Here is a 23,630-nt window from a genome sequence, read left to right on the forward strand (position 1 = left end):
GATTGTCAGTGGTAGTAGGGACGAAACCGTGCGGTTGTGGGACATCCAAGGCAACCCGATTGGTCAACCCTTTCCAGGGCATGAGGATTCTGTCAGGTTAGTCGCCTTTAGCCCCGATGGCAAGCTGATTGTCAGTGGTAGTTCTGATAACACCGTGCGGCTGTGGGACATCCAAGGCAACCCGATTGGTCAACCGTTTCGACATGAGAAGTCTGTTGATTCAGTCGCCTTTAGCCCAGATGGCAAGCTGATTGTCAGTGGTAGTTCTGATAACACCGTGCGGTTGTGGCGAGTTGGTTGGCAGTCGTGGCTGCAAGTCTGCTGTAACCGATTACGTTACCATCCCGTCTTCAAAAATCCTCAAACTGAAGTAGAAAAGCAAGCCTGCGAAACTTGTCAAAAGTATGTCTGGAGTCGAGAAGAGAGTTAAGAGTACGGGTTAGGGGAGAGGTGCGATAACCCCAGCTTCAGCATTCCTAACGACAGCTTGAGCTGTGGTGACAACGGGTGAAGCGAGACTAACACAACCTGCTTTTCGGAAACGCGTAGACGTGCAGCGGCTTGTCGCCAGACATCGCTCAACAGTTGTGCAGATTTTAGGAACTGCGATCGCAATCGGCAACAGTTAGATGAGTTGCGATCGCCTGAATGGATGACGTGGGGGTGCGATCGCTCATTCACTCCCTCCCAACTTATCCAGCAACGCCTGCCACGCCTCAATCTGCTGCTGTAATTGCTGGATGCGATCGCGTTTGAGGATGCGATCGCTCATTCATGCCCTGCCAACTTTTCCAGCAACGCTTGCCACGCCTCAATCTGCTGCTGTAATTGCTGGATGCGATCGCACATTGGAGGATGAGGAAAAGCGATCGCTCATTGCCTCCCAACTTTTCCAGCAACGCCTGCCACGCCTCCGATCGCCTTCATCTGCTCTCAATCCATGTCTACCGTGCGAGGGTGGTTCAGAAGAGGTGGCAACTACCGCCGTCCGCAACCTGCCGATTTACGCCATCTCGCCTTGATGGACTTCCTATTGGTACAAATTTTTGGGTTTTCGGGAATTGGGAATAGGTAAAAAACTTAGATGTAACTGCGAAAATTGCTATATCTGCGCTGCACTAAAACGATACAGCTACCGCTTAGAAAAGCGATCGCTAGCAAAGGAATCACGGAGTTTACTTAGACAATAAGCTTTTGGTACTCTGCCATCTGTGCAAATGTCATAAAACACCGCTGACAAGCACCCTCAAACCACAACGCCGGAATCTTAAACCTCGCTTTGCAGTTAGGACACTCCGACAGCAAGCGTAATTTATGCCGATCGCACCCCGTTGCCGTCTTAAACTGCCACTCAATCTTATGACAAGGCGACTGGGCATAACAAGCGCCACACAACCGGACCGGCTCTAACTTCATCCCTACACCAAGAGGCGGTAACATTTCCTGTAACCGATCGCCCTTGACGCCTATCACAAACGCTAACGCCTCCAACTGTTGACGAGAAGGAGGAGGATTAAACCGAAACTTTTCCCAACGGGCGATCGCGCCTCCCAACCCCGCCATCTTACCCAACCCAGTCGGCGTTAACTTATTCGCCCGTCGAAACCGCCCCAGAAAATGGCTAAAACTCTCACCCTCCAAAGGTTCCACCCGAAAAAGCCAAGGCTCGATATCGATCGCTTCCATCACTTGTACTCCCCAGCAACTTCTTTGAGAGTATCCAAATCAATCCTTGATAACCCCTTCTTCAAAGCCCGAATCGCCGCCTCCCGAAGAATCATATCCAATAGCCCCACATAACCCCCAGTCGCCTCCCCCAATATCTTCAACATCGTATTACTAGAAAGATTAGAAGCCACAGGTAACAGCAAAACCCTCTTTTCCCAAACATCCACCGTCCGCTTAAACTCCTCCCCCGACAACTTACCAAACCGATGACTTGACCGAAAACGGTTATAAACCTGTTCATCCCGCTTAATCACCGCATCTAAGCGATCGGTTCCTACCAAAATCACCGGAATTTCCAACTTATCAAAAATATCCCGCACCTCAGCAAACGTCTTAGGTTTAAACCGATCGGCTTCATCAATAATCAGCATCTCCACGCAGCACCCCTTGAGCACCCGCATCGTGCGATCGCGAATTTCGGCGATCGTTCCCTTAACCACCTGATACTTCAAATGCTCAAGAATCACCCCAAACAATTCCTTCGCGCCACACTCTTGCGGAATTTGGATGTAAGCCACAGGAACCGTTGGCGGCTGTCCCGGCTGCTGAAGAGGTTTGTGTCGCAGCCTGTAAGCATTGCACGCCATAGTTTTGCCCGTCCTCGACTCGCCCACAACTCGCCCCGACTGCCGAGACTGGCGCTTTCCTTCCAGCCAGTCATGGAGAATTTTCACCTGTTCCAACTGCACAAAAGGCTTGCGGTTCAATCTTTGAATTTTCTCTTGAATTTTTTCTTGATTAAGGGGAATATCGCCTAATTCCTTAGCGACTGCTTGGGCTTCTTGATTCGTCATTTTTTACCACCCGTAATCTTCGCGCATTTGTTCGTAATCCAATACTTCCGGCATTTCTGGTTCAGCTTCACTGTTGTTCGATACCACTTCCTCCGGTTCCGGTTCCATAGATACAGGCTGTTTTGCCTTACGGATTTCACCTTGTTCAGCCTTTTGGCGTTCCTTTTTCGTTTTCTTCTGAGTGACGAAAGTGTCGCGATCGCGCACTTCCTCCAAAATCGAACGGTTACTAACCGCCTTCCCAGCTTCCCGAACCTTGCGGCTACTAGCTTTCGCCTCATCTATAGACAGTTGCTCTGTCTCCAAATCTTGAGCATAGGCACGAGCTAAAAATACTTCTCGATCACCCTCAGTTCGATAGACCAAGACCGTTGTAATGTCTCTAGGGTCATATCGCAGCGCAACGCTTTCTCCAGCGTATCCTGCCAAATTTTCGCCTCGATAAGTCAAGTTTTCAAACTGTAAATAGCCGCCTCGATAAATCGAGCGCCGCGTCTGCTTCATCAAGCAAATATGTAAATCTCTCTCAGAAATTAGATTGGGAACAGCAATCAACCCTGCTTCCCACCTTTGAAACCGCGACTGGTCGCCCATTCGCGCATCAACACTCTGGTTGTATTTATCAACAATAAAGCGCACTAGCAGTTTTTCTAATTCCCGCAGCGTCAGACAAGCTTCTTTCTCGGCTTCTTCTGGTCGCTTTTGCACATTTGAACCCGTATATCCCGGTAACATCGAAAACAATTCAGTGTTAAAAGTGCCAAAAGGACGCTCAACAATACCACCTTCAGAGGGGCGATCGCGTAAATGACAAGCAAATCCTAACTGCACCCCAATCTGTTGCAGATGGTTAGAACGGAAATCCTTACCGCCATCTGTATAAAAGTGTTCAGGTTTGCCATAAGTCCCCCATTCGCAATGGAGTTGATAATCTGAGCCATACTGCTTCGGTAAAATTGCATGGCGCAATGCCAGCGCTACCACCTGAGAACTCGGTGCATCGTAGCCCAAATTAATGCCCACAATGCAGCGAGAATAGGTATCAATCACCGTTGTAAACCAAGGACGACCTAGAATCTGACTATCTCGATCTACCAACAACACATCTGCACGGGTATGGTCACATTGCCAAACATGGTTGCTGTATTCCACGGATAAATCTTTGCCATCACGAGTCTTAACCGATAGCCGCGATCCTCGCCATCCCCTACTCCTGACACTTTGGGTTTGCTCTTGCTTCTCAATAATTGGTTGCAGAACGCGATATACCGTTCTGTAACTGGGGTAATCTTCTTGACCTAATTCTTGCGCCCTTGCCTGAACACGAATCGCTACTTGGGCAGGGGTAATGCGTTTACTACCTTTATTGCCCTCCTTGTAGGTTTTAAGGATGAAGTCTTGCCAGTCAGGGGCGATGCGATGCTTTCCTTTATCGGCGCGTTGATCCTGGTTAAGAGCTGCTAATCCTTCTTGCTCCCACTTAGCAACCAACCGTCGCACCGTTCGCACTGATACGCCCAGCTTTTGGGCTGCTTCTCTTTGCCTTTGCCCATAGGTGCGGTGATCGCACGGTTCCATAAGGGTCTGAATTACCTCCTGCTTAAGCTTTGCTTCATCTGAGAGTTCAGTCACTATTTCCTGAACTTCAACAGGGCTAGCTGTTTCATCTGAGGAAGGGATAAGCATTTATACTTCCAAGCAATTGCTGCATAACGGTTTATACATAAATGTTTTGATTGCAACGTTTATGTATTATAAAGCAAAAGGACAATAATGTGTCAATCCTTAAAAAACTCGTAAAAATAGCGGTTTTCAAGAAAAGACACATAATTTGTCAATTATCGAAGAGCGGACAACTAATTTGTCAAAAGTATCCAGTCGTCAAAGAAAGGTGTTAAAATAGCTCAAAGCCTTATTGTATAAAACTTGTGAAGCGATCAAAGATAGCGGTCAATAATTTGGCAAGCGGACAAATAATTTGACACTCGACATTAATTTTTGTTAGATGTGGCTAAAATGCCGTTTGGGCGATCGAGAAAACCCTCTTGAGTTTTGGCTTTATAACAGTGGCAGGCTCGGTTGGTGCATAATTCAGATGGACTAGAAGCGCTGATTGATGAGATTAATGGTGAAATGGCGGATTGATTTGATTGACTCAGTTCAATAGGACAATCTTCTAATATCAAAGGTAATCATAGATCGAATAGGTATATACTATGGCTGAAATTCAACTTTTATCTGAAGTTGATGCAGATTACACCAAGCTACACGACTTGCTAGTTAAAAAAAATTGGCTACGAGCTGATGCTGAGACAACAAAATTAATCTTGACGATTAGTGGAAAAAATCATAGAGATTATGAATCCTTAACAATTGAAGATATTGAGAAATTCCCTTGCACAGATTTATGCACAATCGATTTACTATGGCAGTATTACAGTGATACGAAGTTTGGTTTTAGTATTCAAAATAGGCTATGGAAAATAATTTCTCAGGAAAGACGGGCTAAAGCAAGCTTCTCTACCTTTAGTGAACTAGGTGCTGGTTACCTAAAATGGTGGCTTCCTGAAGAAGGCTGGCTTACTAATAATCAAATAACTCTAGACTTGCAGGAAATTCCTGATGGGCATTTTCCTCGTTGGGGTTTATTAATGCTTCCCCTAACCTTGGAAGTAGTTTGGAAACCCGGATTAGAAGGACTCAAAGCCTTGAATTCAAGAGTACGAATTTACACAGAAGGATTGCTTAGTGTAAATGCAGCATTATGCACTCAATATAAAGAGTGTGAAATTCTTGTTCTTAAAAGTTTTTTCTCTCGCTTAGGGATGTGTGAAATAGAACAAAAAACTCTTAAAACAATCGTTGCTTTAGAGTACAAGCAAAATAATCTAGACTCAATTAACTATACAGTTGCTCCCGAAAATGAGGAGCTTGAATCTATAGGTGAACATCTGGATACTGAAGGGGACTTTACCCCAAAAAGTCGAGAGGAAGCAAGAGAGCGAGTTTCACGGTCTATCGCTCAAAGACGAGGACAGCCAAAGTTTCGTAAAGATTTACTTGAGGCTTACGGCTATTGCTGTGCTATTACTGGCTGCGACGCCGAAGAAGCCTTAGAAGCTGCTCATATCATCCCTTACTGTGAGACTGAAGATAATACTATCTATAATGGGTTGCTCTTGCGAGCTGATATACATACACTTTTTGACCTGAACCTAATTGCTATTGCTCCAGGTCATCACTATCCAGATGATAGAGAAAACCTCATTGTGTACGTTGCACCTACCTTACGGCACACCTCTTATGGTAAACTGCACAATAATCAAATGAAACACCTCCCCAAAAATCAATCTGATTTGCCTGACAAAGATGCCCTTATATCGCGTTGCAAGCAGTGTGGTTGGTTTATTTAGAACAAAACCAGCCTATGTAGGTTTAAAATCAAGTCCGCCGACACTGTTTGACTAGAGATCTCCAACAAATAATCTCAAGTTTTTGATGGAGATTTAAGGAGTACACCCAGGGGCGACAATTTATGTTAAAAACGGGCGATTTTATCCGCAAATGCTTCATCCTCCCCAGGCTATGGGATCGTACTCCTACGCGATATTTGATTTTTTGGAGATGTCTATTGACTACGATCGCAAATCGTCGATCAGTTTTTCTATAGCCATACTTTTTGTGGTTTCATCTGGCAGATAATTAAACACTTTCTGTAAAAGTTCTATAGACGCATTTTCAATAAACCAATCTGCACCCGGATTATCCCCAAGATTTAAAAAATACTTTAAACGTTCCTCTATAGCTTCCTTATCTGCTTTATCCAGTTGTCCAACTCGCTTAAGCCAATCCCCTTGCGAATCTTTAAAACAGTTAGCATCAACAGTACATATTTGATGCACTAGAGCGAAGGAATTCTGAGAAAGACCATTTGTGCTTGTAGAATTAATCGGATATACAGTTGGCAAACCTTTATAGGTTTCTTGTGAAGTCAACGGAATCAGCGTCAAAGTTTGGATGTATTTAGATTCATCTTGAAATTGGTCATTTGTCCAAACGATATAAGGATGCTCTCCCCGAAAAACCCGACTCGAATTAATCAGCTGAGTGCAAGAAATTGTCTTGCACTCAACCTCCCCTGGTTGATTTATCTCATAAATATGATGATGACCGAGTTTGCAACGAAGAGATACTCTATAGGGATTGATAAAATAAATCCAACCTTGACGCGGTTTTTGTCCAGCCACTCGCTCACTCCAATTCACTCATTAACTTTTCTCTTTCTTTGTACAGATTAAGTCTCACCTGTTCCTCTGGTTGGTGGCTATATCTAACCTCAAGCATGGGAGCAGTGTTATAGACATATTCTAGTAACTGATGCAGTTTATCCTCTCCTGCACCCGCCCATTCTCTCCTGATGTTGTCAAGCATGAGCTTCAGACCTAAAGGTAAGTTTAAATCATCCACATTACCTGCTCTCTCTCCAAGTCTGATGAATATACTTTCTCCGTGAGATTCTTGAACAATCTCTTTGCCATTCATTTGATTTAAAACAGCGTCTATGCCTTCATTCCAAGGCCCATAGTAATAATAACGCCAATCTAAATCAGTAAGCTGCTTGTCTGTCCATTTGACCGCATAAAGATCGGTCAAATACAAAAACTTGATTAATTGCGTTTTTGTAATATAGCCTTTTGTTGCATAGACAAAGTATTTGATCAGGTTTTCTAACATGGCTTTCCTTCTTGTGATTTGAAAAAGCTCCCTAATTAATCTTATAATTGGTTCGCTCAATTTAACTTTGATTCTATTATATCATCCAAAAGAAAGCTTGGCTATTAAACAACAAAAAAATGTCACAATTTCATTGCTAATCACTAATCGCTATAAAGCAATTAGCAATTAGCAATTTTACCCAAACGATCACATTTTGCTGATAATTCTTTGCAGGATTTCCACGCCTGATACCGCTTGCCAGCCAAACAGCCCCAAAAGCACAATATTCAGAAAGATGTGAGTGTTTCTCGCCCAATCACTGCCTTTTTGCATCAAAGGAGTAAGCGAGGCTGCGATCGCAATTATTGCCGTCATTCCCAACCCTGCTAGCAAGTGCGGCCCCACAAATAGCTTGCCGTTGTTGATGTAGGTGACGGCCATTCCGCCCACTGCACCCGTTACCATCAAGGCTAGCAGCAAAGAACCCATCTGGTGATGCTTGATGTTGAATTTGCCCTTAATTAACTCTTTTTTGACTTCGCCTTCGGCGCTTCTGGTACGTCGGATTTGCAGGCCGAGATACAAAGCATAAAATGAGATGGCCAGTAGTACCCACATTAAAACTGGGTGGAAGAATTGGCTCCAAACTTTCACTGACTGAGGAATTTCGAGATTCATAGTGTTCTGAGGATTAGCAAACATACTTCATAAAACTTAGCATACCAGTCAGGCCGTCTCGTGCGACGGTAAAAATATACGGTATGAGAGACTATTATGCCTGCCACTAAACAAGACGCTGTATTGATTCAAGCCGCCAAGACTGGCAACATTATTCACGTCCAAGCTTTACTCGCTAAGAATGTTAACGCTAACGCCAAAGACTCTGAGGGGACGACGGCTTTGATGTTTGCTGCCCAAAAGGGCTATACAGAAATCGTGCGTAGTCTACTAAACAATGACGCTAATGTCAACCAGGTGAGCAGGCGTTTTGGGCTAACGGCTTTGATGCTGGCGGCGGCTCACAAACAGGCTGACTCTGTGCGGCTGTTGCTGGCGGCAGGTGCTGATGTTAATGCTAAAAATGATGATGGAAGTACGGCTTTAATGGCAGCTTCTCTCAAGGGCGATATCAATGTTGTGCGGATGTTACTTGATGCTAATGCTGATGTAAATGTGCGAGATAAAGATGGAGATTCAGCTCTGAAAATAGCTGCTTTATCGGGTCATCAAGCTGTTGTAAAAGCTTTAGTGGATGCGGGTGCTGTTGCTGACAATTCTATGCTGTTTTTAGCTGTCCGTCAAGGAAGCGCTGAAATTGTGCGAATTTTGCTCAAGTGTGGGGCGGATGCTAATGTTAAAAATCTAGAGAGCAAAACTGCTTTGATGCTGGCTGCGACGGCGGGAAATTTGGCTGTTGTCGAGGCGCTGTTGGCTGCTGGTGCTGATGTCGAAATTCCCGACAAAAACGGAGAAACTGCTTTAACTTTGGCTGCGGATGCGGGCAATACTGATGTAGTGCAAACTTTGCTTGGTGCGGGTGCTAATGCGAATGTGAAAAATGGAGATGGGGGCACGGCTTTGATGGCCGCTGCTGCTGGGGGAAATGCGGCGATCGCCCATATCTTACTCGATGCTAGCGCGGATATCAACGCTAAGGATAAAGATGATGAAACTGCTTTGAATTTTGCGGTGATTGAAGGCTGCGAAGATGTGGTGGAATTGTTGTTAAACCGAGGTGCTAGTGTCGGTTCGAGAAATCGGTTGGGCGATACGCCTTTACTGGTGGCGGCTGTTCACGGTCATAGTGCGATCGTATCGGCTTTACTGCAAAAAGTAAATTCAAATCGGGCTGAGTTTCTGAATGCTAAAAACTTTGGGGAGACGGCTTTGACGCTGGCTGCTTTTCACGGACATACCGAGACGGTGAAGGCTTTGCTTGACGGCGGTGCTGATCCCAATGTCCCGGCGGATTTGGGGAAAACTGCTTTAATGAAGGCGTGCGATCGCGGTTATATTGCGATCGTCCAATTATTAGTCGAAAAAGGTGCCGATGTCAACTTGCTCGATGATTCGGGCGCAACCGCTGTAATGTGGGCAGCACATCGGGGTTATCCTGATGCAGTAAAGATTTTAATTGATGCTGGTGCAGAACTCAACCACAAAAATCCGGGAAATTATACAGCTTTAATGCTGGCTGAGTTTAAGGGTTATTCTAAGGTGGTGAAATTGCTCAAAAGTGCTGGAGCACTGGAGTAAGAATGAAATCGTTTTGAGTAAGGTAATTCTGTCATTCTGAGCGTAGGCGGGAAGTGAAGAATCTCACATATCGGGACTTACGCATTGTAACGGTGTGGCAATAATTTGAGATTATTCGCTTCACTCAGAATGACAAAATTCGGTGATTAGTGCGTCCAGGACTATGAATTAACCTCAATTTGCTTTGCGTACCCAGCCGTTAATAGTAAAGCGGCTATCAGCAAAAGCTTTTGAGGGACAGCTAACTCGCAAAACTTCGTGCATATAGCGACTCAGAAAAAACACGATGCTATTATTGCGCGGTTCAACAGTTCTGAATGTCTTGTCCGCAACATAAAAATTGTTCTCGATTTTGCTGTCATAAATCTGCAACTCGCCACCTGAAAAAGCTTTGGGTTCTCGATAGAAATAGTAAACGTAAGTAAAAAATCGGCTGGCGGTATCTGGCGAGCCACTGTCGTTGTGAAGTTTATAAAAGTTGTTGTCATTGTGCATGGTTAGCTGAGCTTCTATCTCACCCAGGGGAAATGACGGAATATTTAAACTCTTGAGCACGTCGGGGAGAATTGCTTTGATGCGATTAACCATCAGTTCGGAAAATTCGGGGAACGAGTGGAGTACCATCGAACGGCGGTAATCTTCGGCATTAGTTGAGGTGCTGGTACTCACAAATTCTGATTCTTTTGCTAAGACATATTTGATGAGTTTATTCTTTTCTGCAGGGGTCAAAAAGTTGTCTATTTGGGCGTAGCGAGATATTAAATCGTCATTTACAGGCGGCGCAGGGGCGGGAATTTCTGTGACGGGAATTTCTACGGGAGTTGCAAGCTGCTGGGGTTGCAGTTCCTGCAAGTAAATTGGGGGTTCGGTGACTAATCCGACTAGGTTTTCGCCGGGAAAAGAAAGGGCGGAACGGCCTCCGTCTATAGGGATTTGAAATAAGGTGGAAAAACCGGGTGTTTGTTGAGTGCGATCGACTAATGTTTTGACAAGGCTGTGCAATAATGGTGTATCAGATTTAAGGGTGACGGTGCATTGATGTCCGCCAGTGAGGAGGATTTTGACTTTTATGTCTTGGGGTTTAATTTGCGGTTGAGTGTAAGTCATAATTTTTGAAGGACGCAAGCGGACACTGGGTAGGATATAACAGTTTTGATTGGTGTCATAGTCTTCCAGATCCCCCCTAACCCCCCTAAAAAAAGGGGGGACAAGAGTGTCAAAGTTCCCCTTGTTAAGGGGGAGACAAGAGTGTCAAAGTCTCCCGTCGGAAGACGGGACAGGATTCTTCTCAAAGTCCCCCTTCTTAAGGGGGATTTAGGGGGATGGAGACTTAGAGTAAAACCAGAGATACAAAGAATTTCCGACTTAAGTTAAGACCAATAAACACTATTGTATCCCTACAATAAAATACACAATTGAGAATTGCTTTAGGTATTATTCCTAATGCAAGAAGTGGCGGATATCAGTGAAAACCATTGTGATTCCGAGTTGGTTGGCTGCTTCAATGGAATCTCGATCGCGCATACTTCCGCCTGGTTGGACGATCGCAATTATGCCCGCCTCAGCCGCAGTTTTGACTGAATCGTCGAAGGGGAAGAAACCGTCGCTGGCCAAAATCGCTCCTTTGCTCTTCTCTCCTGCTTGTTCCAATGCTAGTTTAACTGAGCCGACGCGATTCATTTGTCCGGCGCCGACACCGATTGTAGTGCGATCGCGCGTCACAACGATCGCATTAGATTTGACGTGTTTCGCTACTTTCCAAGCAAACAGCAATTCTTCCATCTCTGTCGCCGTCGGCTGTTTCTCAGTAACAACCCGCCATTTGCTAGTTTCTTCTACTACATTATCTGAGTCTTGCACCAGCAAACCGCCTGCAATAACTTTAACAGTTTGTGGCGGCCCTTGAGTCAAATCTGGCAAAATTAATACTCGAACTTTCGCCTTTTTCTTGATAATTTGTTCAGCTTCTGGTTCGCACCCTGGCGCGACAATACATTCTAAAAATGTTTGAGTTAAGGCCGTTGCGGTAGCAGCATCAATGGGGCGATTGAGGGCGACAATGCCGCCGAAAGCTGAGACTGAATCGGTGTCAAAGGCTTTTTGATACGCTTCAGAAATAGTTGTTCCCAAGGCTGTGCCGCAAGGATTTGTATGCTTCAGAATAGCGGCGGCGGGTGTGTCGGGGAATTCTACGATCAGCCGCCTTGCTGCTTCTAAATCTACTAAATTATTGTAGCTTAATTCTTTACCTTGCAGGATGGTGCTAGTCGTCCAGCCTGTCGGTATACTTCCGCTTTGATACCAGGTGGCGGCTTGATGGGGATTTTCGCCGTAGCGCAGAGTTTGCAACTCTTTTCCTGATAAATTAAACTCGTCTGGTAGCGAAGATTCTTCAGCGGATTGGCTGCTGCTGAGATAAGTTGCGATCGCGCGATCGTAGTTGGCTGTATGTTTGAAGGTTTCTAGCGCACATTTTTGCCGAAACTCTAAGGATGCTTGACCGCCATTTTCCCGCAGTTCTTTTAAATAATTATTGTACTGTTCGGGATCGCACAACACTGTCAAATGAGCGTGGTTTTTGGCTGAGGCTCTCAACATTGCCGGCCCGCCGATATCTATCTGCTCAATTGCGTCTGCTAGAGTAACTCCTGGCTTAGCAATTGTCTCTTCAAATGGATACAAATTGACTACAACTAAATCGATCGCCCGAATGTGATTTGCGGTTAAATCTGCGAGGTCTTCCGGTACATCGCGGCGTGCTAAAATGCCACCGTGGATTCGTGGGTGAAGTGTTTTCACTCGCCCTCCCAAAATTTCGGGAGAACCAGTATATTCCGCAACTTTTGTCACTGGGATGCCTGCTTCTTTGAGGGCCGTTGCTGTCCCGCCACTACTAATTATGTCAAATTCAAATTCTTCTACTAGACTGCGCGCTAAGTCGATTAGTCCGGTTTTATTGGATGTGCTCAGAAGTGCTAGACGTGCCATTGGTTTGAAGTTGCGATCATAAAAATAGACAGGTTATATTATATACCAAATCTGGCGGCAGGGAGATGATTTGGTAATGGCTAATTATGATTATTTTTAATAATTTAAAGATGAGCTCGCTTATTTTAAACCATATTTTTTGTCAAACTTATATAATATTTTATACTGACCAGTGGCTTCTAAATATGTAGAACTTGCGCGTGGAACTGGTTATTTTGTGAGTGCGAGGGGGATTGAAGCCATATTCAGCTTGCACAGTTCATGTCGCTACGTAAGTGTCAATGTTGGTGAAATTACTTAATAAAACTTAATAGATAAATTAATGGCGATGCTCTTGAATTTTAACGATGTTTTATGATGAATTCTAAAAGTAATGTGCTAGCATCGGGTGTAAATTGCTCTCTCCCTAAATTTCCCGGAAAATTGGGCGAGCGCAACACCTTAATCTAAACAACAATTTAGTAGGGCTGAAATATGTTTTTTCAAGAAGCAGATCCAGAAAATAAGCTCAGTAATATTAGCAGGAATCATAAAAAAACTGATCACAATATGACCCATAGAACAGAGTACCAACAGATTCCCAAAAAAAGAGCCGAGAATTCGACAGAGGCAAACATTTCTGAAGCTTATAGTCTTAGTCTGTGCGAACTGCAGCAGATGGAGCGAGCAATGGAACAGCTAAAGCAGCAGTTGAAAGCTAGCGAATCTCGGTTTCGGAATGTGATCGAAAAAAATGGTGACGGCATCGCAATCGTTAACAAGCGAGGACTTGTCTGTTTTGCCAACCAGTCAGCAGAAGCGCTGTTTAACTGCACGGCAGAGGAACTTTTAGGGCAAGCATTTTTTGGCAATTTAGTAGTAGAAGTTTCAGCTTGCGACCTTGAGATGGCGACGGATATTATTCCCCAAGTTGGAAAAACAGAAGCACCAGGAACTCGCGTCGTGCAAACAGAAGTTGAAGCTATTCGCAAGCAAAAAGCAAATGCTGTAGTAGAAATGCGTGTGGTGGAAACGGAATGGGACGGAGAAATGGCTTATTTAGCTACGCTGCGGGACATTACCGATCGCAAGCGCGCAGAAGAAATGCTTTGGTTGTACGATCGAGCTATCGCAGCTACTAGCACTGGAGTTACGATTTCTGACGCCACTGACCCCGAAAATCCAATTATTTATTGCAATCCCGCATTTGAAAGCATGACAGGTTATCGGCGGCAGGAAATTATCGGGAAAAACGGTCGATTTTTGCACGGAAGCGATACCGATCCGGCGGCAGTAGAAATAATTCGCCAAGCCTTGCAAGCAGAAAGCGAATGCAAGGTAATATTAAAGAATTACCGCAAAGACGGAACCGCTTTCTGGAATTGTTTCTCAATATCTCCCGTGCGCGATAGAACGGGTAAATTAACTCATTTTATCGGCGTACAGAGAGACATCACCCACAGCAAACAAGCCGCAGAAGCATTGCATAATTCCGAAGCACAAAGCCGAGAACAAGCAGCTCAACTAGCAGCGGCGCTGGACGAACTCAAAGCCACTCATTCCCAATTAGTTCAAAGCGAAAAAATGTCGAGTTTGGGATTGCTAATTGCTGGCGTCGCTCACGAAATCAACAACCCAGTCAGCTTCATTTACGGCAATCTCGCTCATCTCACAAATTATACTCAAGACTTGTTTCACCACCTCGAACTTTATCAACAGCACTATCCTAATCCAGTCGCCGAAATTCAAGAGGAAAGAGAAAAAAATGATCTCGATTTTTTAGCTGAAGATTTACCTAAAATACTATCTTCAATGAGCGTTGGTGTCGATCGCATTTGCCAGATTGTGCAGTCGCTACGGAACTTTTCGCGGCAGGACGATGCACAGATGAAACCTGTTAACCTCCACGCAGGTATTGACAGCACGCTGTTAATTCTCAATCACCGTTTGAAAGGGAACGGAGAAAAGCAGCCAATTCAAATCCTAAAACAATACGGAGAATTGCCGACTGTTGAGTGTTTTGCTGGACCGATAAATCAAGTTTTTATGAATATTCTCAGCAATGCGATCGATGCTTTAGAAGATGCGAACAGTAGGCAAAATTGTCAAGAAATGCTAGAAAATCCCAGCCAGATTAGGATTTCTACGGAAGTTGTCGGCAATTTTGTAGAAATAAAAATTGCCGACAATGGCCCAGGAATAACGGAGGAAGTCAAACAGCGCATATTTGATGCCTTTTTTACTACCAAGCCCATTGGCAAAGGCACGGGAATGGGTTTGTCAATTAGCTATCAAATTATTGTAGAAAGACACAAAGGCGAATTATATTGTACTTCGGAATTGGGTAATGGTACGGAATTTACTATCAAAATGCCGATCGCACATTAGCGCGAAATGTGCAATCTGCACCTTACCAACGTGATATATAGGCAAGCAAGTGAGCGGGAATCTCGCACTCGTAAAAAACGATTTTTATCGTTTTTTATCGTTACCATACTCTGGCTGGGAACGCATACTTAGAGGTTTTGCATCCCCATTGTAGAGACAATTATCAGGTGCTTTTCGGCTCACCTTACCCCATAAATAGGGAATTAAAAAACCTCCGCACCTTCCAACTTCTTAAAAGTTTCAACCTTAGCCCTCGCCGCTTCCCCGCAAGTCTTCGGCGTCGGAAACATCTTCCCAGGATTCGCCAAACCTTTCGGATTAAACACCTGACGCAGCCACTGCATCGTCTCCAAATCTACCTCCGAAAACATATCCGGCATAAAACACTTCTTATCAGCACCGATGCCGTGTTCCCCCGAAAGACTTCCCCCAACTTTCACACAAAGCCTAAGAATTTCCCCGCCCAATTCTTCCACCTTTTCCAGCGCACCTTTTACCGAGTTATCGTACAGAATCAGCGGGTGCAAATTCCCGTCTCCCGCATGAAAAACATTAGCAATTCGATAACCGTATTTCTCGCTCAAACCCTCAATTTCTTTCAAAACATACGCCATTTGCGTTCGCGGAATTACGCCGTCTTGCACGTAATAATCCGGGCTGAGATGACCCGCCGCCGCAAAAGCAGCTTTCCGCCCTTTCCAAATTTTTAGGCGCGTTTCCGGGTCGGTTGCCGTGGTGATATTTCGCGCTCCGTTATGCTTGCAAATATCAGCAATCCGCTGTTTGTTTGTGGCAACTTCCACTTCTAAACCGTCGATTTCAACGAGTAGAATTGCCGCCGCATCACGGGGATAACATCCAGTTGCCACCACATCTTCCACAGCATTGATGCTGATGTTGTCCATAATTTCCATGCCGCCGGGAATAATGCCAGCGCTGATAATATCGGAAACTGATTCGCCCGCTGCTTCTATACTGGAAAAATCCGCTAGGAGAACGCAAATCGATTCCGGCGCTTTGAGAATTCGCAGAGTAACTTCTGTAGCTATTCCTAAAGTGCCTTCGGAACCGACAAATACACCAGTTAAATCGTAACCGGGCATTTCGGGAATTTCGCCACCGACATCGACAATAGAACCGTCTGGAAGTACCAATCTTAATCCTAAAACGTGATTCGTTGTGACTCCGTATTTGAGGCAGTGAACCCCGCCAGAATTTTCCGCAACGTTGCCACCAATCGAACAAATAATTTGACTGGAAGGATCTGGCGCGTAGTAGAAACCAGCGCCGCTAACTGCTTGCGTTACCCAGTTATTAATTACTCCCGGTTGCACGACTACTTGCTGATTTTCTAAGTCTACTTTTAGAATTTTTCGCATCAGGGCAGTGACAATCAGCACGCAGTTTTCTACAGGCAAAGCGCCGCCGGAAAGGCCTGTTCCTGCGCCTCTAGCCACCCAGGGAATTGAGTTGCGATCGCATATTTTGACCACTTGCGCTACTTCCTCCGTAGTTCGAGGCAATACCACCAGGGCAGGGCGCTGGCGGTAGCTGGCGAGTCCGTCGCACTCGTAGACAATCAATTCTTCGCGACGCTGTACGACGCCATTTTTGCCGACTACAGCCTCGAATTCTTTAATAACGGGTTTCCAGTTGCGTTCTGTTTCTACAGCTATCATTAGTGAATTTAATTAGGGAACTATCAATAATATTGTGACAAACTTTACTATTTTTGTGCAATTATTTTTCTAAGGGTTGCAATATTGACAAAGGGAAGGATCGGCAGTCTCTCGACCGTCGGGAAATAGTTTTTCTTTAGTATAACCGCAGTTTTTGCATTTATAGATTGCCGATCGCACTAGCTGAGTCGGAAAATAGCAAATTCCGCAGGGCAATCCGATTTTCGTCTCAGCAATATCGAATCCCGGCCAACCGCACTCCGGGCAGAATTGCTTAAATTTTTTAACTAAATCGAGAGTTGCATTTTCGATGTTTTTCATCCGAGTTGGATTGTACATCGCCCGCATATCTGTTTCGATGTGAACTCGGCCGGTTGACGATTTTTTTAAGCCTGCTGTCACCGCGTCGAAAAATTGTTTTTCTGTCCTAATGCCCTTGACAATTTCGCCGTTGCCGAGCGCAGCATCGCGAACTATAACCACCAGTGCGTGATCGGGAAATCCCACTTTTTTCGCAAAATCATCTGCTTCTTCTATACTGGAAACTAACTGGTGACTGTAGTTAGTTTCAACCGAGAAGGAGTCGCCAATTAGTTCTAGATTGTTGGCTCGATCTAATAAAATTACTATTTCTCTGTTAGCTGGCAGATACGGCATCATTGGGTGAGGGCCGAAAGTACCTTCGCTGGCAAAGGCAAGAGTTTCGCCCGCAATTTCTAGGGCTTTTTGTGCTTTATGGCGAGCCGCTTCTATTTGTGTTCCTAAGCGTTTAACTTCTCTGGTGAAGGTGCCGAATGCGTCAGTGTCAAGCTCTGCAGGTACTAGGATATTTACACCCAATTCTCGTTCTAAAACTGGAGCCATTACCCGTTCTTTTTGGTGCATGGTAGCAAGAACTGCGGTGCGATCGCTCAATAATTGATTGGGATTCACAGGCTCAGAAATATTAGACATACAGCAGCATCATTTCATAAAAAAAGGCTCAAATACACCCTTTGATTTAAGTTATCAATTCAGCTCTCCAGCGTCAATCTTAAAAGTGGCTAGTTCCCCCCAGTCACTCCCCCAGCTTGACCTCTGAGTACAAAAATTACTCCTGTCATAATTAGCGCCACGCCTACCAACCGCAGCGGCGGCAAAGGCTCGTGAAATATCAGTTTGCCCCCTAAAACAGTAAACAGGTAACTAATTGACAGTAAAGGCGATACTATGCTAAGGTTTGCCCGCGACAAAACTACAATAAACCCGATCGAAGAAATTGCATACAAAGAAAGACCAGTTACTATCAACGGCTGAGTAGCCATTGCTATAATTTTTTCTATTAAATTAGCAGCGCCAATGGGCCCTAATATTTTAGCTCCGGCCTTCAGACTAAATTGACCTGCGACGCCGCACAATATTGCAGCAAGCAATAACAAAAAAACGCTTCTATTCATAAGTTTACTAACCTATAGTACAATCAAAAATTGCCGTTCCCAAAAACCTGAAAAACTTTAATTAAGTTTTGCTAGGCTTTATTCACACTAATATTTTAAGCAGAAATACGGGAAAATCAAGTATGGTCGAGCGCGATCGAGAGTCGAACAAATATATGGCCGAGCAGACCAACCCAAGCGGAGAATATACTCTAGAACTATCGATACTCATGCCTTGTCTGAACGAAGCAGAAACTTTAGAAATCTGCATCAAGAAGGCACAGAAGTTTCTGCACGAACTTGATATTGCCGGCGAGGTCATCATAGCAGACAACGGCAGCACAGACGGTTCTCAAGCTATCGCTACCAGAATGGGAGCGAGAGTCGTGCCCGTAGCAGCCAAAGGCTACGGCAGCGCCCTGATGGGAGGCATCATTGCAGCGCGCGGAGTTTATATTATCATGGGCGATGCTGACGACAGCTACAATTTTTCCAACCTCGGCGCTTTTGTCAACAAATTGCGAGAAGGTTTCGACTTAGTGATGGGAAACCGCTTTCAAGGGGGCATCAAACCGGGTGCAATGCCGCCGCTGCACAAATATTTAGGAAATCCGGTGCTGACATGGGTTGGGAGGCTATTTTTTGCCAGTCCCGTAGGCGATTTTCACTGCGGACTCAGGGGTTTTAGGAGAGACTCAATTTTGAAACTCGACTTGCAAACGACGGGGATGGAATTTGCTAGCGAAATGGTGGTCAAGGCTTCTGTGTACAAGCTGCGGATAACTGAAATTCCAACCGTACTTTCTCCCGACGGCCGCAGTCGGCCGCCGCACTTGCGAACTTGGCGAGATGGCTGGCGGCACCTGCGATTTTTGCTGCTTTACAGTCCTCGGTGGCTGTTTTTGTATCCGGGTACTGCGCTGATGATTTGGGGTCTAATTATCGTGGTTTGGCTGTTACCCGGTACTCAAAAGATTGGTAGTATAAGCTTTGATGTACATACGCTGCTTTATGCTGCGATCGCAATTATCATCGGTTTTCAAGCAGTAACTTTTGCTTTTTTCACCAAAATTTTTGCCATCAGCGAGAAATTCCTACCCGAAGACCCCAAACTCAACAAAATATTTCGCTATGTCACCCTAGAGACAGGATTGATTGTCGGAGTCACGCTGATATTAATCGGCATAGTTGGCTCGTTCTTGTCATTAACTATCTGGAGCGAAACTGCTTTCGGTTCTCTCAATCCTTCTAAAACTCTGCGTTTAGTTATTCCCTCACTCACTTGCCTGACTGTCGGTTTGCAGATGGTTTTGTCGAGCTTTTTTCTCAGTGTGCTGAGCTTGAAGCGTAGGTGATAACATTCAAGGTACTGGCAACATTCCTCAAAACTAAATTTCCATGCAGAGGAAGTTCAGGGCGATCGCAATGCAGGCAATATCGGGGCCGCAGGAACTCAATTTGCGACTATCTGGTATAATCCAACAAGTACCTTTAATGCTCAAAAGGGTTAGAATAGTAGAGATAAAGAATATTTGATATTAGCTATGCAGCGAATATTTGAGGCTACATTGAAGGGAAACGTTTTAGAATGGGCTAATGAGGTTCCAAGACAAGGCGATCGCCCTGTCAGAGTTTACGTTACTTTACAAGAAGAGCGATGGACTTTAAGTGCGGAGTTTCGCCGTCAGAGAATAGTTGAAATATTGGAAAAAATTGCAGCAAATAATGTCTTTGCTGATATTAGCGATCCAGTGGAATGGCAGCGAGATTTGCGTCAAGACCGTTTACTTCCAGGTAGGGATTAATAATGAATGCTGCTAGACAGTGATATTATTATCTACGCTTCCCAGCCCGAAAACTCGCAGATTAGGCATTTTATTGGCGAAAATGACATAGTTGTATCGGCAATAAGTTACGTTGAAGTCTTGGGTTATCATGGGCTAACTGAAGAGTATAGAGTGTACTTTGAGGAATTCTTTGGTGTGGTGGAGGTTATACCAATTTCTAACGCTGTACTCGATCGCGCAGTGCTGTTGCGACAGATAAGGATAATGACACTTGGGGAGGCTATTATTGCGGCAACAGCTTTGGTATATGGCAGAACTTTAGTAACAAGAAATATAGGGGATTTTCGGTGGATTGCTGAACTCACACTGATTAACCCGTTTGAGGCTTAATAAAGATGGGCGATCGCACTTGCGGAAGATAAGGGCGATCGCGCTTTTGGAAAATAAGGGCGATCGTACTTCCTTCGCTCCTAAATTGCTATAATGACAATCAGCCAAAAAATCTTAATGCAGAGTCTATGTCTACTTACAGCACGGTACTGACTCAGGTTCTAAAACTTGCACCAGATGAGCAAATGCGCCTCATCTCTGAATTGTTTGCACATATTCGTCAACGGGTGATTCCTAAGCCGAAGCGCAGTATTTTAGAATTATCAGGCTTGGGTAAGGAAATTTGGCAGGGGATTGATGCTCAAGAATATGTGGATCGGGAAAGAGATTCATGGAATGGATAGCTCAGCTACAGGGACAAGTTGTCGAATTGGATACTGCGCCTCTGATTTACTTTATGGAGCAAAATCCAAAATATCTAGAGATGATGCTGCTTTTCTTTAGATCGTTTAATCGCGGTGATTTTAGGATAGTGAAATCAACAGTAACGCTCGTAGAAGTGCTAGTTCATCCCCTGCGACAGAAAAATACTGCCTTGGCTCAAGAATATCGTGAAATATTGATGAATCAAGGAAGTTTAACTGTTGTTGAATTAACTCCAGATATTGCTGAAACAGCGGCACAACTGAGAGCAACTTACAATTTGCGATCGCCCGATTCTATTCAAATGGCTACAGCTATCCATGAGGGTGCTTCGTTTTTTTTGACAAATGATGCGCGGTTGCCTTCTTTACCTGGGTTAACGGTTTTAGTTTTGGAGCATTTGAGAAGTTGATGGATTATTTTTGGATGGGAAGAGAGGGGCGATCGTACTTTTGGGAAGATCAGGGCGATCGCACTTCCTTCGATTCTAAATTGCTATAATAACAATCAGCCAAAAAATCTCAACATAAAGCCTATGTCTACTTATAGCGAGGTACTGAGTCAGGCTCAAAATCTCACTCTTGAAGAGCAACAGCAGCTTTTAGAAGTATTGTCAGCATTGATTCGCGATCGGGTAACAACCCAGACTCAGGGTAAACGATCGGAAATTGATGCAGCACTGATTGAAATGGTACAAGATCCAGAGTATCAAGCTCAAGTGCTACAGATGGAGGCTGAGTTTGCGGTAGCGAGTTGGGAAGCGTTGCAATTGGGAGAATCTCCTGTATGAACCGGGGAGAAGTCTATGATGCTAGACTTGAACCTGTTGAGGGTTCTGAACAAGGAGGAACCCGTCCTGTTATCATCGTTAGTCGAGCTACAATAAATACATATAGCCCTGTAGTTTTGGCTATTCCCTGCACTACTTATCAAACTGGTAAACGAGTTTATCCCACTCAGGTATTAATTAAAGCTCCCGACGGTAGATTAACTAACGATTCTATCGGTATGGCCGATCAAGTACGGGTATTATCTAAATCTCGTTTATTGAGTTTACGAGGAATGCTTAGTGATGAAGCAATACTTCTGCTGAATCAAGCTTTATTAATTGCGTTGGATTTGCCTGGTCAAGTTTAATTGCACTTGAGGAATATCAGGGCGATCGCACTTTGGGAAGATAAGGGCGATCGCTCTTTGAGAAAGAAAATCGGTTTAAGAAATAAAGTGGCGATCGCTCTTTGGCTGAGGGGAAGTAGACGGAAGGCTGAGTCGTCAGGCATCGTTAGACAGAGACTAAATTGCTATAGCAGTGCTTGACAAATGTCATTTACTACACAACACTAATTTATTTATTTAGTTTTTCTTCTAATGCTTGAATTAAAGTATCTATGGAGCTTCTTTTATGCAGATTTAAAGAGTTTTCAGGATTATTATTTACTTGTTCAGCCACTATTGCTTTGACTTGAGATTCCATTTTTATATTCCAGTTCTTACCTTGTGAGAAGAAAGTCTTTTTGATCCTATCTGACCATTTATTATTGTTTTTAAAGTCGGAACAGTTTAATTTAATACCAAATTGTAGTTTTAAAGCCTCTTCATATATTTCCTTATTCAAACAATCTTCTATTTCTGATTCAGTCATTCCATTACAGATAGCAAGCTGATAATCAGCTATTTTAAGAAGATTATTTTTCATAGCTTCCTCAATTGCATCCTTGCCAGCTTTGTCATGATCTAAAAAAGTATGAATAACGCATAAAGATGCTTTAAGTGAAGACAGTTTATAAGATAGATTTGATGCACCATGTAGAGGGTCAATTACTAAAGTACCATTTTTCAAAGAAGCCTTTAAGCATTCTGAGTAACAAGAAAATAAACTTTCTAAAATAATTTTATCATCTTCTCCTTCTACTACTAAAACAATTTGAGCGTGCATCAAGTTATCAGAAGCTCGTACTCCAAGAATCTCACGAATCTCGCTAATTTTTTTGGCGTTGACAGCTTTATTATTAGTAATTAGAATATTGCTAGCAAGATTTATTCTATTAACAAATAAAGGACAATGAGTTGTTAAAATTACTTGATGATTACTGGATAATTCATCTATAACATCTTTTAATCTATGTATGGCACTAGGATGAAGATGTGATTCTGGTTCTTCCAATGCGACAATAGATAGTCGATTTTGAGTATTTTCTCTCCTTAGTAAACTAATAGCTGCTAAACTTTTAATTCCATCACCTTTTCTTTCTAGAGGCGTTGGAGTTCCATCATCAATGATAATTTCACATCTTCTTAATGCTCTGAACCTTACTTCTTGAGAAACAGAAATCTTTACTGATTTAACCTGTGGTATAAATTCCTGTAATGGTTGAGTTATTTTTGCAGATATTTTGTCTAGAATAGGCTTTTGTAATTGATCAATCGCTTCTAGTGCTGCGCGATAGTCTGGTTGAGATTCTAAGGTAGCTAATTCTCGATCAACCATTTGTTGAACAACTTTGATGGCCGCTTCTGAGGTACGTATAGCAGGAATATATGTAAATGTAATTTTTCGCCCTATAAAAGTAGCTATTTTAGAGGCTGTTTTTGGCGCTAAGGCTTTCCATTTATTTTTTTTGTCTTTTTTTTGAAGGGCAAATTCTAAGTTACGATCTTTATCTATAGTAATAGTAAGTGATAAAACACTGAATTCTCTATTTATGGTATTTGACTGAAGATAATCACCTAATTCTTCGCACTCACTCTCTTCTAAGGAAAATTCAAGCGTAAAGCTTGACTTGCCCAATTTATCTTTAGTTTGTAAAGAGATAGGAAAATCTCTTTGCCAATCATAACTTTCTGGATAATCAATTGCTCTCTGTCTATGTGGTATCCTTAAGCGTGATGGATTACTAAGTGCCAATATAGCGCTCGCTAAGGCATTAGCAATGTTCGATTTACCTTCATTATTTTGACCGATTAAAACAGTTAGATTAGAAACAGGCAATTTATAAGCCTTAATAATACTGCGGTAGTTGGTTATAGAAAAATTGATTAACTGCATATTTTTAGTGACTGTATTTTTCAAATGAGTTCAAGGAGAGTTAAGAGTTATGAGCTATTTGGGAGGAAAGGATGGGTAAAATACCCATCCTTTTCAAGTTT

At 43.6% G+C, this 23,630-nt stretch carries 25 protein-coding genes; 12 read left to right on the plus strand and 13 right to left on the minus strand.

The window, feature by feature from the left end:
* Together QUA90_RS00080 and QUA90_RS00085 are read left to right on the plus strand one after the other, a co-directional pair.
* The coding region (locus tag QUA90_RS00080) for a WD40 repeat domain-containing protein (RefSeq protein WP_445300078.1) at positions 1-430 on the plus strand (430 nt) is incomplete at its 5' end.
* Between the two features lie 310 nt (positions 431-740).
* Positions 741-1,022, plus strand: a complete 282-nt coding sequence (locus QUA90_RS00085) for a hypothetical protein (RefSeq protein ID WP_333443206.1) — start codon at positions 741-743, stop codon at positions 1,020-1,022.
* 157 nt (positions 1,023-1,179) lie between these two features.
* Here the strand turns inward: QUA90_RS00085 and QUA90_RS00090 are convergent, their stop codons facing one another.
* The 3 genes from QUA90_RS00090 to QUA90_RS00100 are packed head-to-tail and all read right to left on the minus strand — an operon-like array spanning position 1,180 to position 4,208.
* Positions 1,180-1,686, minus strand: a complete 507-nt coding sequence (locus tag QUA90_RS00090) for a TniQ family protein (protein ID WP_333443208.1) — start codon at positions 1,684-1,686, stop codon at positions 1,180-1,182.
* Positions 1,686-2,522, minus strand: coding sequence for a TniB family NTP-binding protein (locus tag QUA90_RS00095; protein ID WP_333443211.1), 837 nt, complete (start codon positions 2,520-2,522; stop codon positions 1,686-1,688). The genes QUA90_RS00090 and QUA90_RS00095 overlap by 1 nt, the downstream gene beginning before the upstream one ends.
* Positions 2,523-2,525: 3 nt before the next feature.
* Complete coding sequence (locus tag QUA90_RS00100; protein ID WP_333443213.1) at positions 2,526-4,208, minus strand: Mu transposase C-terminal domain-containing protein; 1,683 nt, start codon at positions 4,206-4,208, stop codon at positions 2,526-2,528.
* Positions 4,209-4,738: 530 nt separating this feature from the next.
* Between QUA90_RS00100 and QUA90_RS00105 the strand changes: the two genes are divergently transcribed.
* Positions 4,739-5,935: a GUN4 domain-containing protein gene (locus QUA90_RS00105; RefSeq protein WP_333443215.1), complete on the plus strand. Its 1,197-nt coding sequence runs from the start codon at positions 4,739-4,741 to the stop codon at positions 5,933-5,935.
* Between the two features lie 222 nt (positions 5,936-6,157).
* Here QUA90_RS00105 and QUA90_RS00110 read toward each other — a convergent pair whose 3' ends face one another.
* The 3 genes from QUA90_RS00110 to QUA90_RS00120 all read right to left on the minus strand — a co-directional run bounded on the left by QUA90_RS00110 (position 6,158) and on the right by QUA90_RS00120 (position 7,916).
* Positions 6,158-6,769, minus strand: coding sequence for a type II toxin-antitoxin system PemK/MazF family toxin (locus tag QUA90_RS00110; protein WP_333443218.1), 612 nt, complete (start codon positions 6,767-6,769; stop codon positions 6,158-6,160).
* Between the two features lie 4 nt (positions 6,770-6,773).
* On the minus strand, positions 6,774-7,256 hold the full coding sequence (locus QUA90_RS00115) for a type II toxin-antitoxin system antitoxin SocA domain-containing protein (protein WP_333443220.1): 483 nt from the start codon (positions 7,254-7,256) through the stop codon (positions 6,774-6,776).
* Positions 7,257-7,445: 189 nt separating this feature from the next.
* The gene (locus tag QUA90_RS00120; RefSeq protein ID WP_333041475.1) at positions 7,446-7,916 is read right to left on the minus strand and encodes a DUF4079 domain-containing protein; all 471 of its coding nucleotides are present in this window, start codon (positions 7,914-7,916) and stop codon (positions 7,446-7,448) included.
* A 96-nt stretch (positions 7,917-8,012) separates the two neighbouring features.
* Between QUA90_RS00120 and QUA90_RS00125 the strand changes: the two genes are divergently transcribed.
* Positions 8,013-9,494 (plus strand): ankyrin repeat domain-containing protein, encoded by a 1,482-nt coding sequence (locus QUA90_RS00125; RefSeq protein ID WP_333443222.1) that lies wholly within the window; start codon positions 8,013-8,015, stop codon positions 9,492-9,494.
* Positions 9,495-9,668: 174 nt separating this feature from the next.
* Here the strand turns inward: QUA90_RS00125 and QUA90_RS00130 are convergent, their stop codons facing one another.
* On the minus strand, positions 9,669-10,601 hold the full coding sequence (locus QUA90_RS00130; protein ID WP_333443224.1) for a 2OG-Fe(II) oxygenase: 933 nt from the start codon (positions 10,599-10,601) through the stop codon (positions 9,669-9,671).
* Between the two features lie 333 nt (positions 10,602-10,934).
* Positions 10,935-12,482, minus strand: coding sequence for a bifunctional phosphoribosylaminoimidazolecarboxamide formyltransferase/IMP cyclohydrolase (gene purH, locus QUA90_RS00135; RefSeq protein ID WP_333332137.1), 1,548 nt, complete (start codon positions 12,480-12,482; stop codon positions 10,935-10,937).
* 549 nt (positions 12,483-13,031) lie between these two features.
* On the opposite strand from purH, the gene QUA90_RS00140 reads away from it, so the two are divergent.
* On the plus strand, positions 13,032-14,849 hold the full coding sequence (locus QUA90_RS00140; protein ID WP_333332140.1) for a PAS domain S-box protein: 1,818 nt from the start codon (positions 13,032-13,034) through the stop codon (positions 14,847-14,849).
* 203 nt (positions 14,850-15,052) lie between these two features.
* On the opposite strand, the gene glcD is transcribed toward QUA90_RS00140, so the two are convergent.
* The 3 genes from glcD to QUA90_RS00155 all read right to left on the minus strand — a co-directional run bounded on the left by glcD (position 15,053) and on the right by QUA90_RS00155 (position 17,964).
* The gene (gene glcD / locus QUA90_RS00145; protein ID WP_333443227.1) at positions 15,053-16,528 is read right to left on the minus strand and encodes a glycolate oxidase subunit GlcD; all 1,476 of its coding nucleotides are present in this window, start codon (positions 16,526-16,528) and stop codon (positions 15,053-15,055) included.
* A 69-nt stretch (positions 16,529-16,597) separates the two neighbouring features.
* Entirely contained in the window at positions 16,598-17,482 is an 885-nt protein-coding gene (locus tag QUA90_RS00150) for a DUF6671 family protein (RefSeq protein ID WP_333443229.1), read from the minus strand.
* Between the two features lie 89 nt (positions 17,483-17,571).
* Positions 17,572-17,964 carry a transporter gene (locus QUA90_RS00155; protein ID WP_333054053.1) on the minus strand — a complete coding sequence of 131 codons (393 nt, stop codon included), beginning with the start codon at positions 17,962-17,964 and terminating at the stop codon, positions 17,572-17,574.
* Positions 17,965-18,086: 122 nt separating this feature from the next.
* Between QUA90_RS00155 and QUA90_RS00160 the strand changes: the two genes are divergently transcribed.
* From QUA90_RS00160 to QUA90_RS00190, 7 genes are all read left to right on the plus strand, one after another.
* Positions 18,087-19,298 (plus strand): glycosyltransferase family 2 protein, encoded by a 1,212-nt coding sequence (locus tag QUA90_RS00160; protein ID WP_333443230.1) that lies wholly within the window; start codon positions 18,087-18,089, stop codon positions 19,296-19,298.
* Positions 19,299-19,487: 189 nt separating this feature from the next.
* Positions 19,488-19,748: a hypothetical protein gene (locus QUA90_RS00165; RefSeq protein ID WP_333332151.1), complete on the plus strand. Its 261-nt coding sequence runs from the start codon at positions 19,488-19,490 to the stop codon at positions 19,746-19,748.
* 6 nt (positions 19,749-19,754) lie between these two features.
* On the plus strand, positions 19,755-20,120 hold the full coding sequence (locus QUA90_RS00170; protein ID WP_333332154.1) for a type II toxin-antitoxin system VapC family toxin: 366 nt from the start codon (positions 19,755-19,757) through the stop codon (positions 20,118-20,120).
* A gap of 128 nt (positions 20,121-20,248) precedes the next feature.
* Positions 20,249-20,464 (plus strand): hypothetical protein, encoded by a 216-nt coding sequence (locus QUA90_RS00175; RefSeq protein WP_333332157.1) that lies wholly within the window; start codon positions 20,249-20,251, stop codon positions 20,462-20,464.
* On the plus strand, positions 20,452-20,895 hold the full coding sequence (locus QUA90_RS00180; RefSeq protein WP_333332161.1) for a PIN domain-containing protein: 444 nt from the start codon (positions 20,452-20,454) through the stop codon (positions 20,893-20,895). The genes QUA90_RS00175 and QUA90_RS00180 overlap by 13 nt, the downstream gene beginning before the upstream one ends.
* A gap of 123 nt (positions 20,896-21,018) precedes the next feature.
* Complete coding sequence (locus QUA90_RS00185; RefSeq protein WP_333172072.1) at positions 21,019-21,273, plus strand: hypothetical protein; 255 nt, start codon at positions 21,019-21,021, stop codon at positions 21,271-21,273.
* Complete coding sequence (locus QUA90_RS00190) at positions 21,270-21,620, plus strand: type II toxin-antitoxin system PemK/MazF family toxin (protein WP_333443233.1); 351 nt, start codon at positions 21,270-21,272, stop codon at positions 21,618-21,620. The genes QUA90_RS00185 and QUA90_RS00190 overlap by 4 nt, the downstream gene beginning before the upstream one ends.
* Here the strand turns inward: QUA90_RS00190 and QUA90_RS00195 are convergent.
* Both QUA90_RS00195 and QUA90_RS00200 read right to left on the minus strand, forming a co-directional pair.
* Positions 21,617-21,763, minus strand: a complete 147-nt coding sequence (locus QUA90_RS00195) for a hypothetical protein (protein ID WP_333325226.1) — start codon at positions 21,761-21,763, stop codon at positions 21,617-21,619. The two genes, QUA90_RS00190 and QUA90_RS00195, sit on opposite strands and share 4 nt — an antisense overlap.
* A 65-nt stretch (positions 21,764-21,828) precedes the next feature.
* A complete protein-coding gene (locus QUA90_RS00200) occupies positions 21,829-23,553 on the minus strand; it encodes an AAA family ATPase (RefSeq protein ID WP_333443235.1) in 1,725 nt (574 codons plus the stop codon).
* Positions 23,554-23,630: the final 77 nt, after the last annotated feature.

This window comes from Microcoleus sp. D3_18_C4, assembly GCF_036702355.1.
Taxonomy (GTDB): Bacteria; Cyanobacteriota; Cyanobacteriia; order Cyanobacteriales; family Microcoleaceae; genus Microcoleus.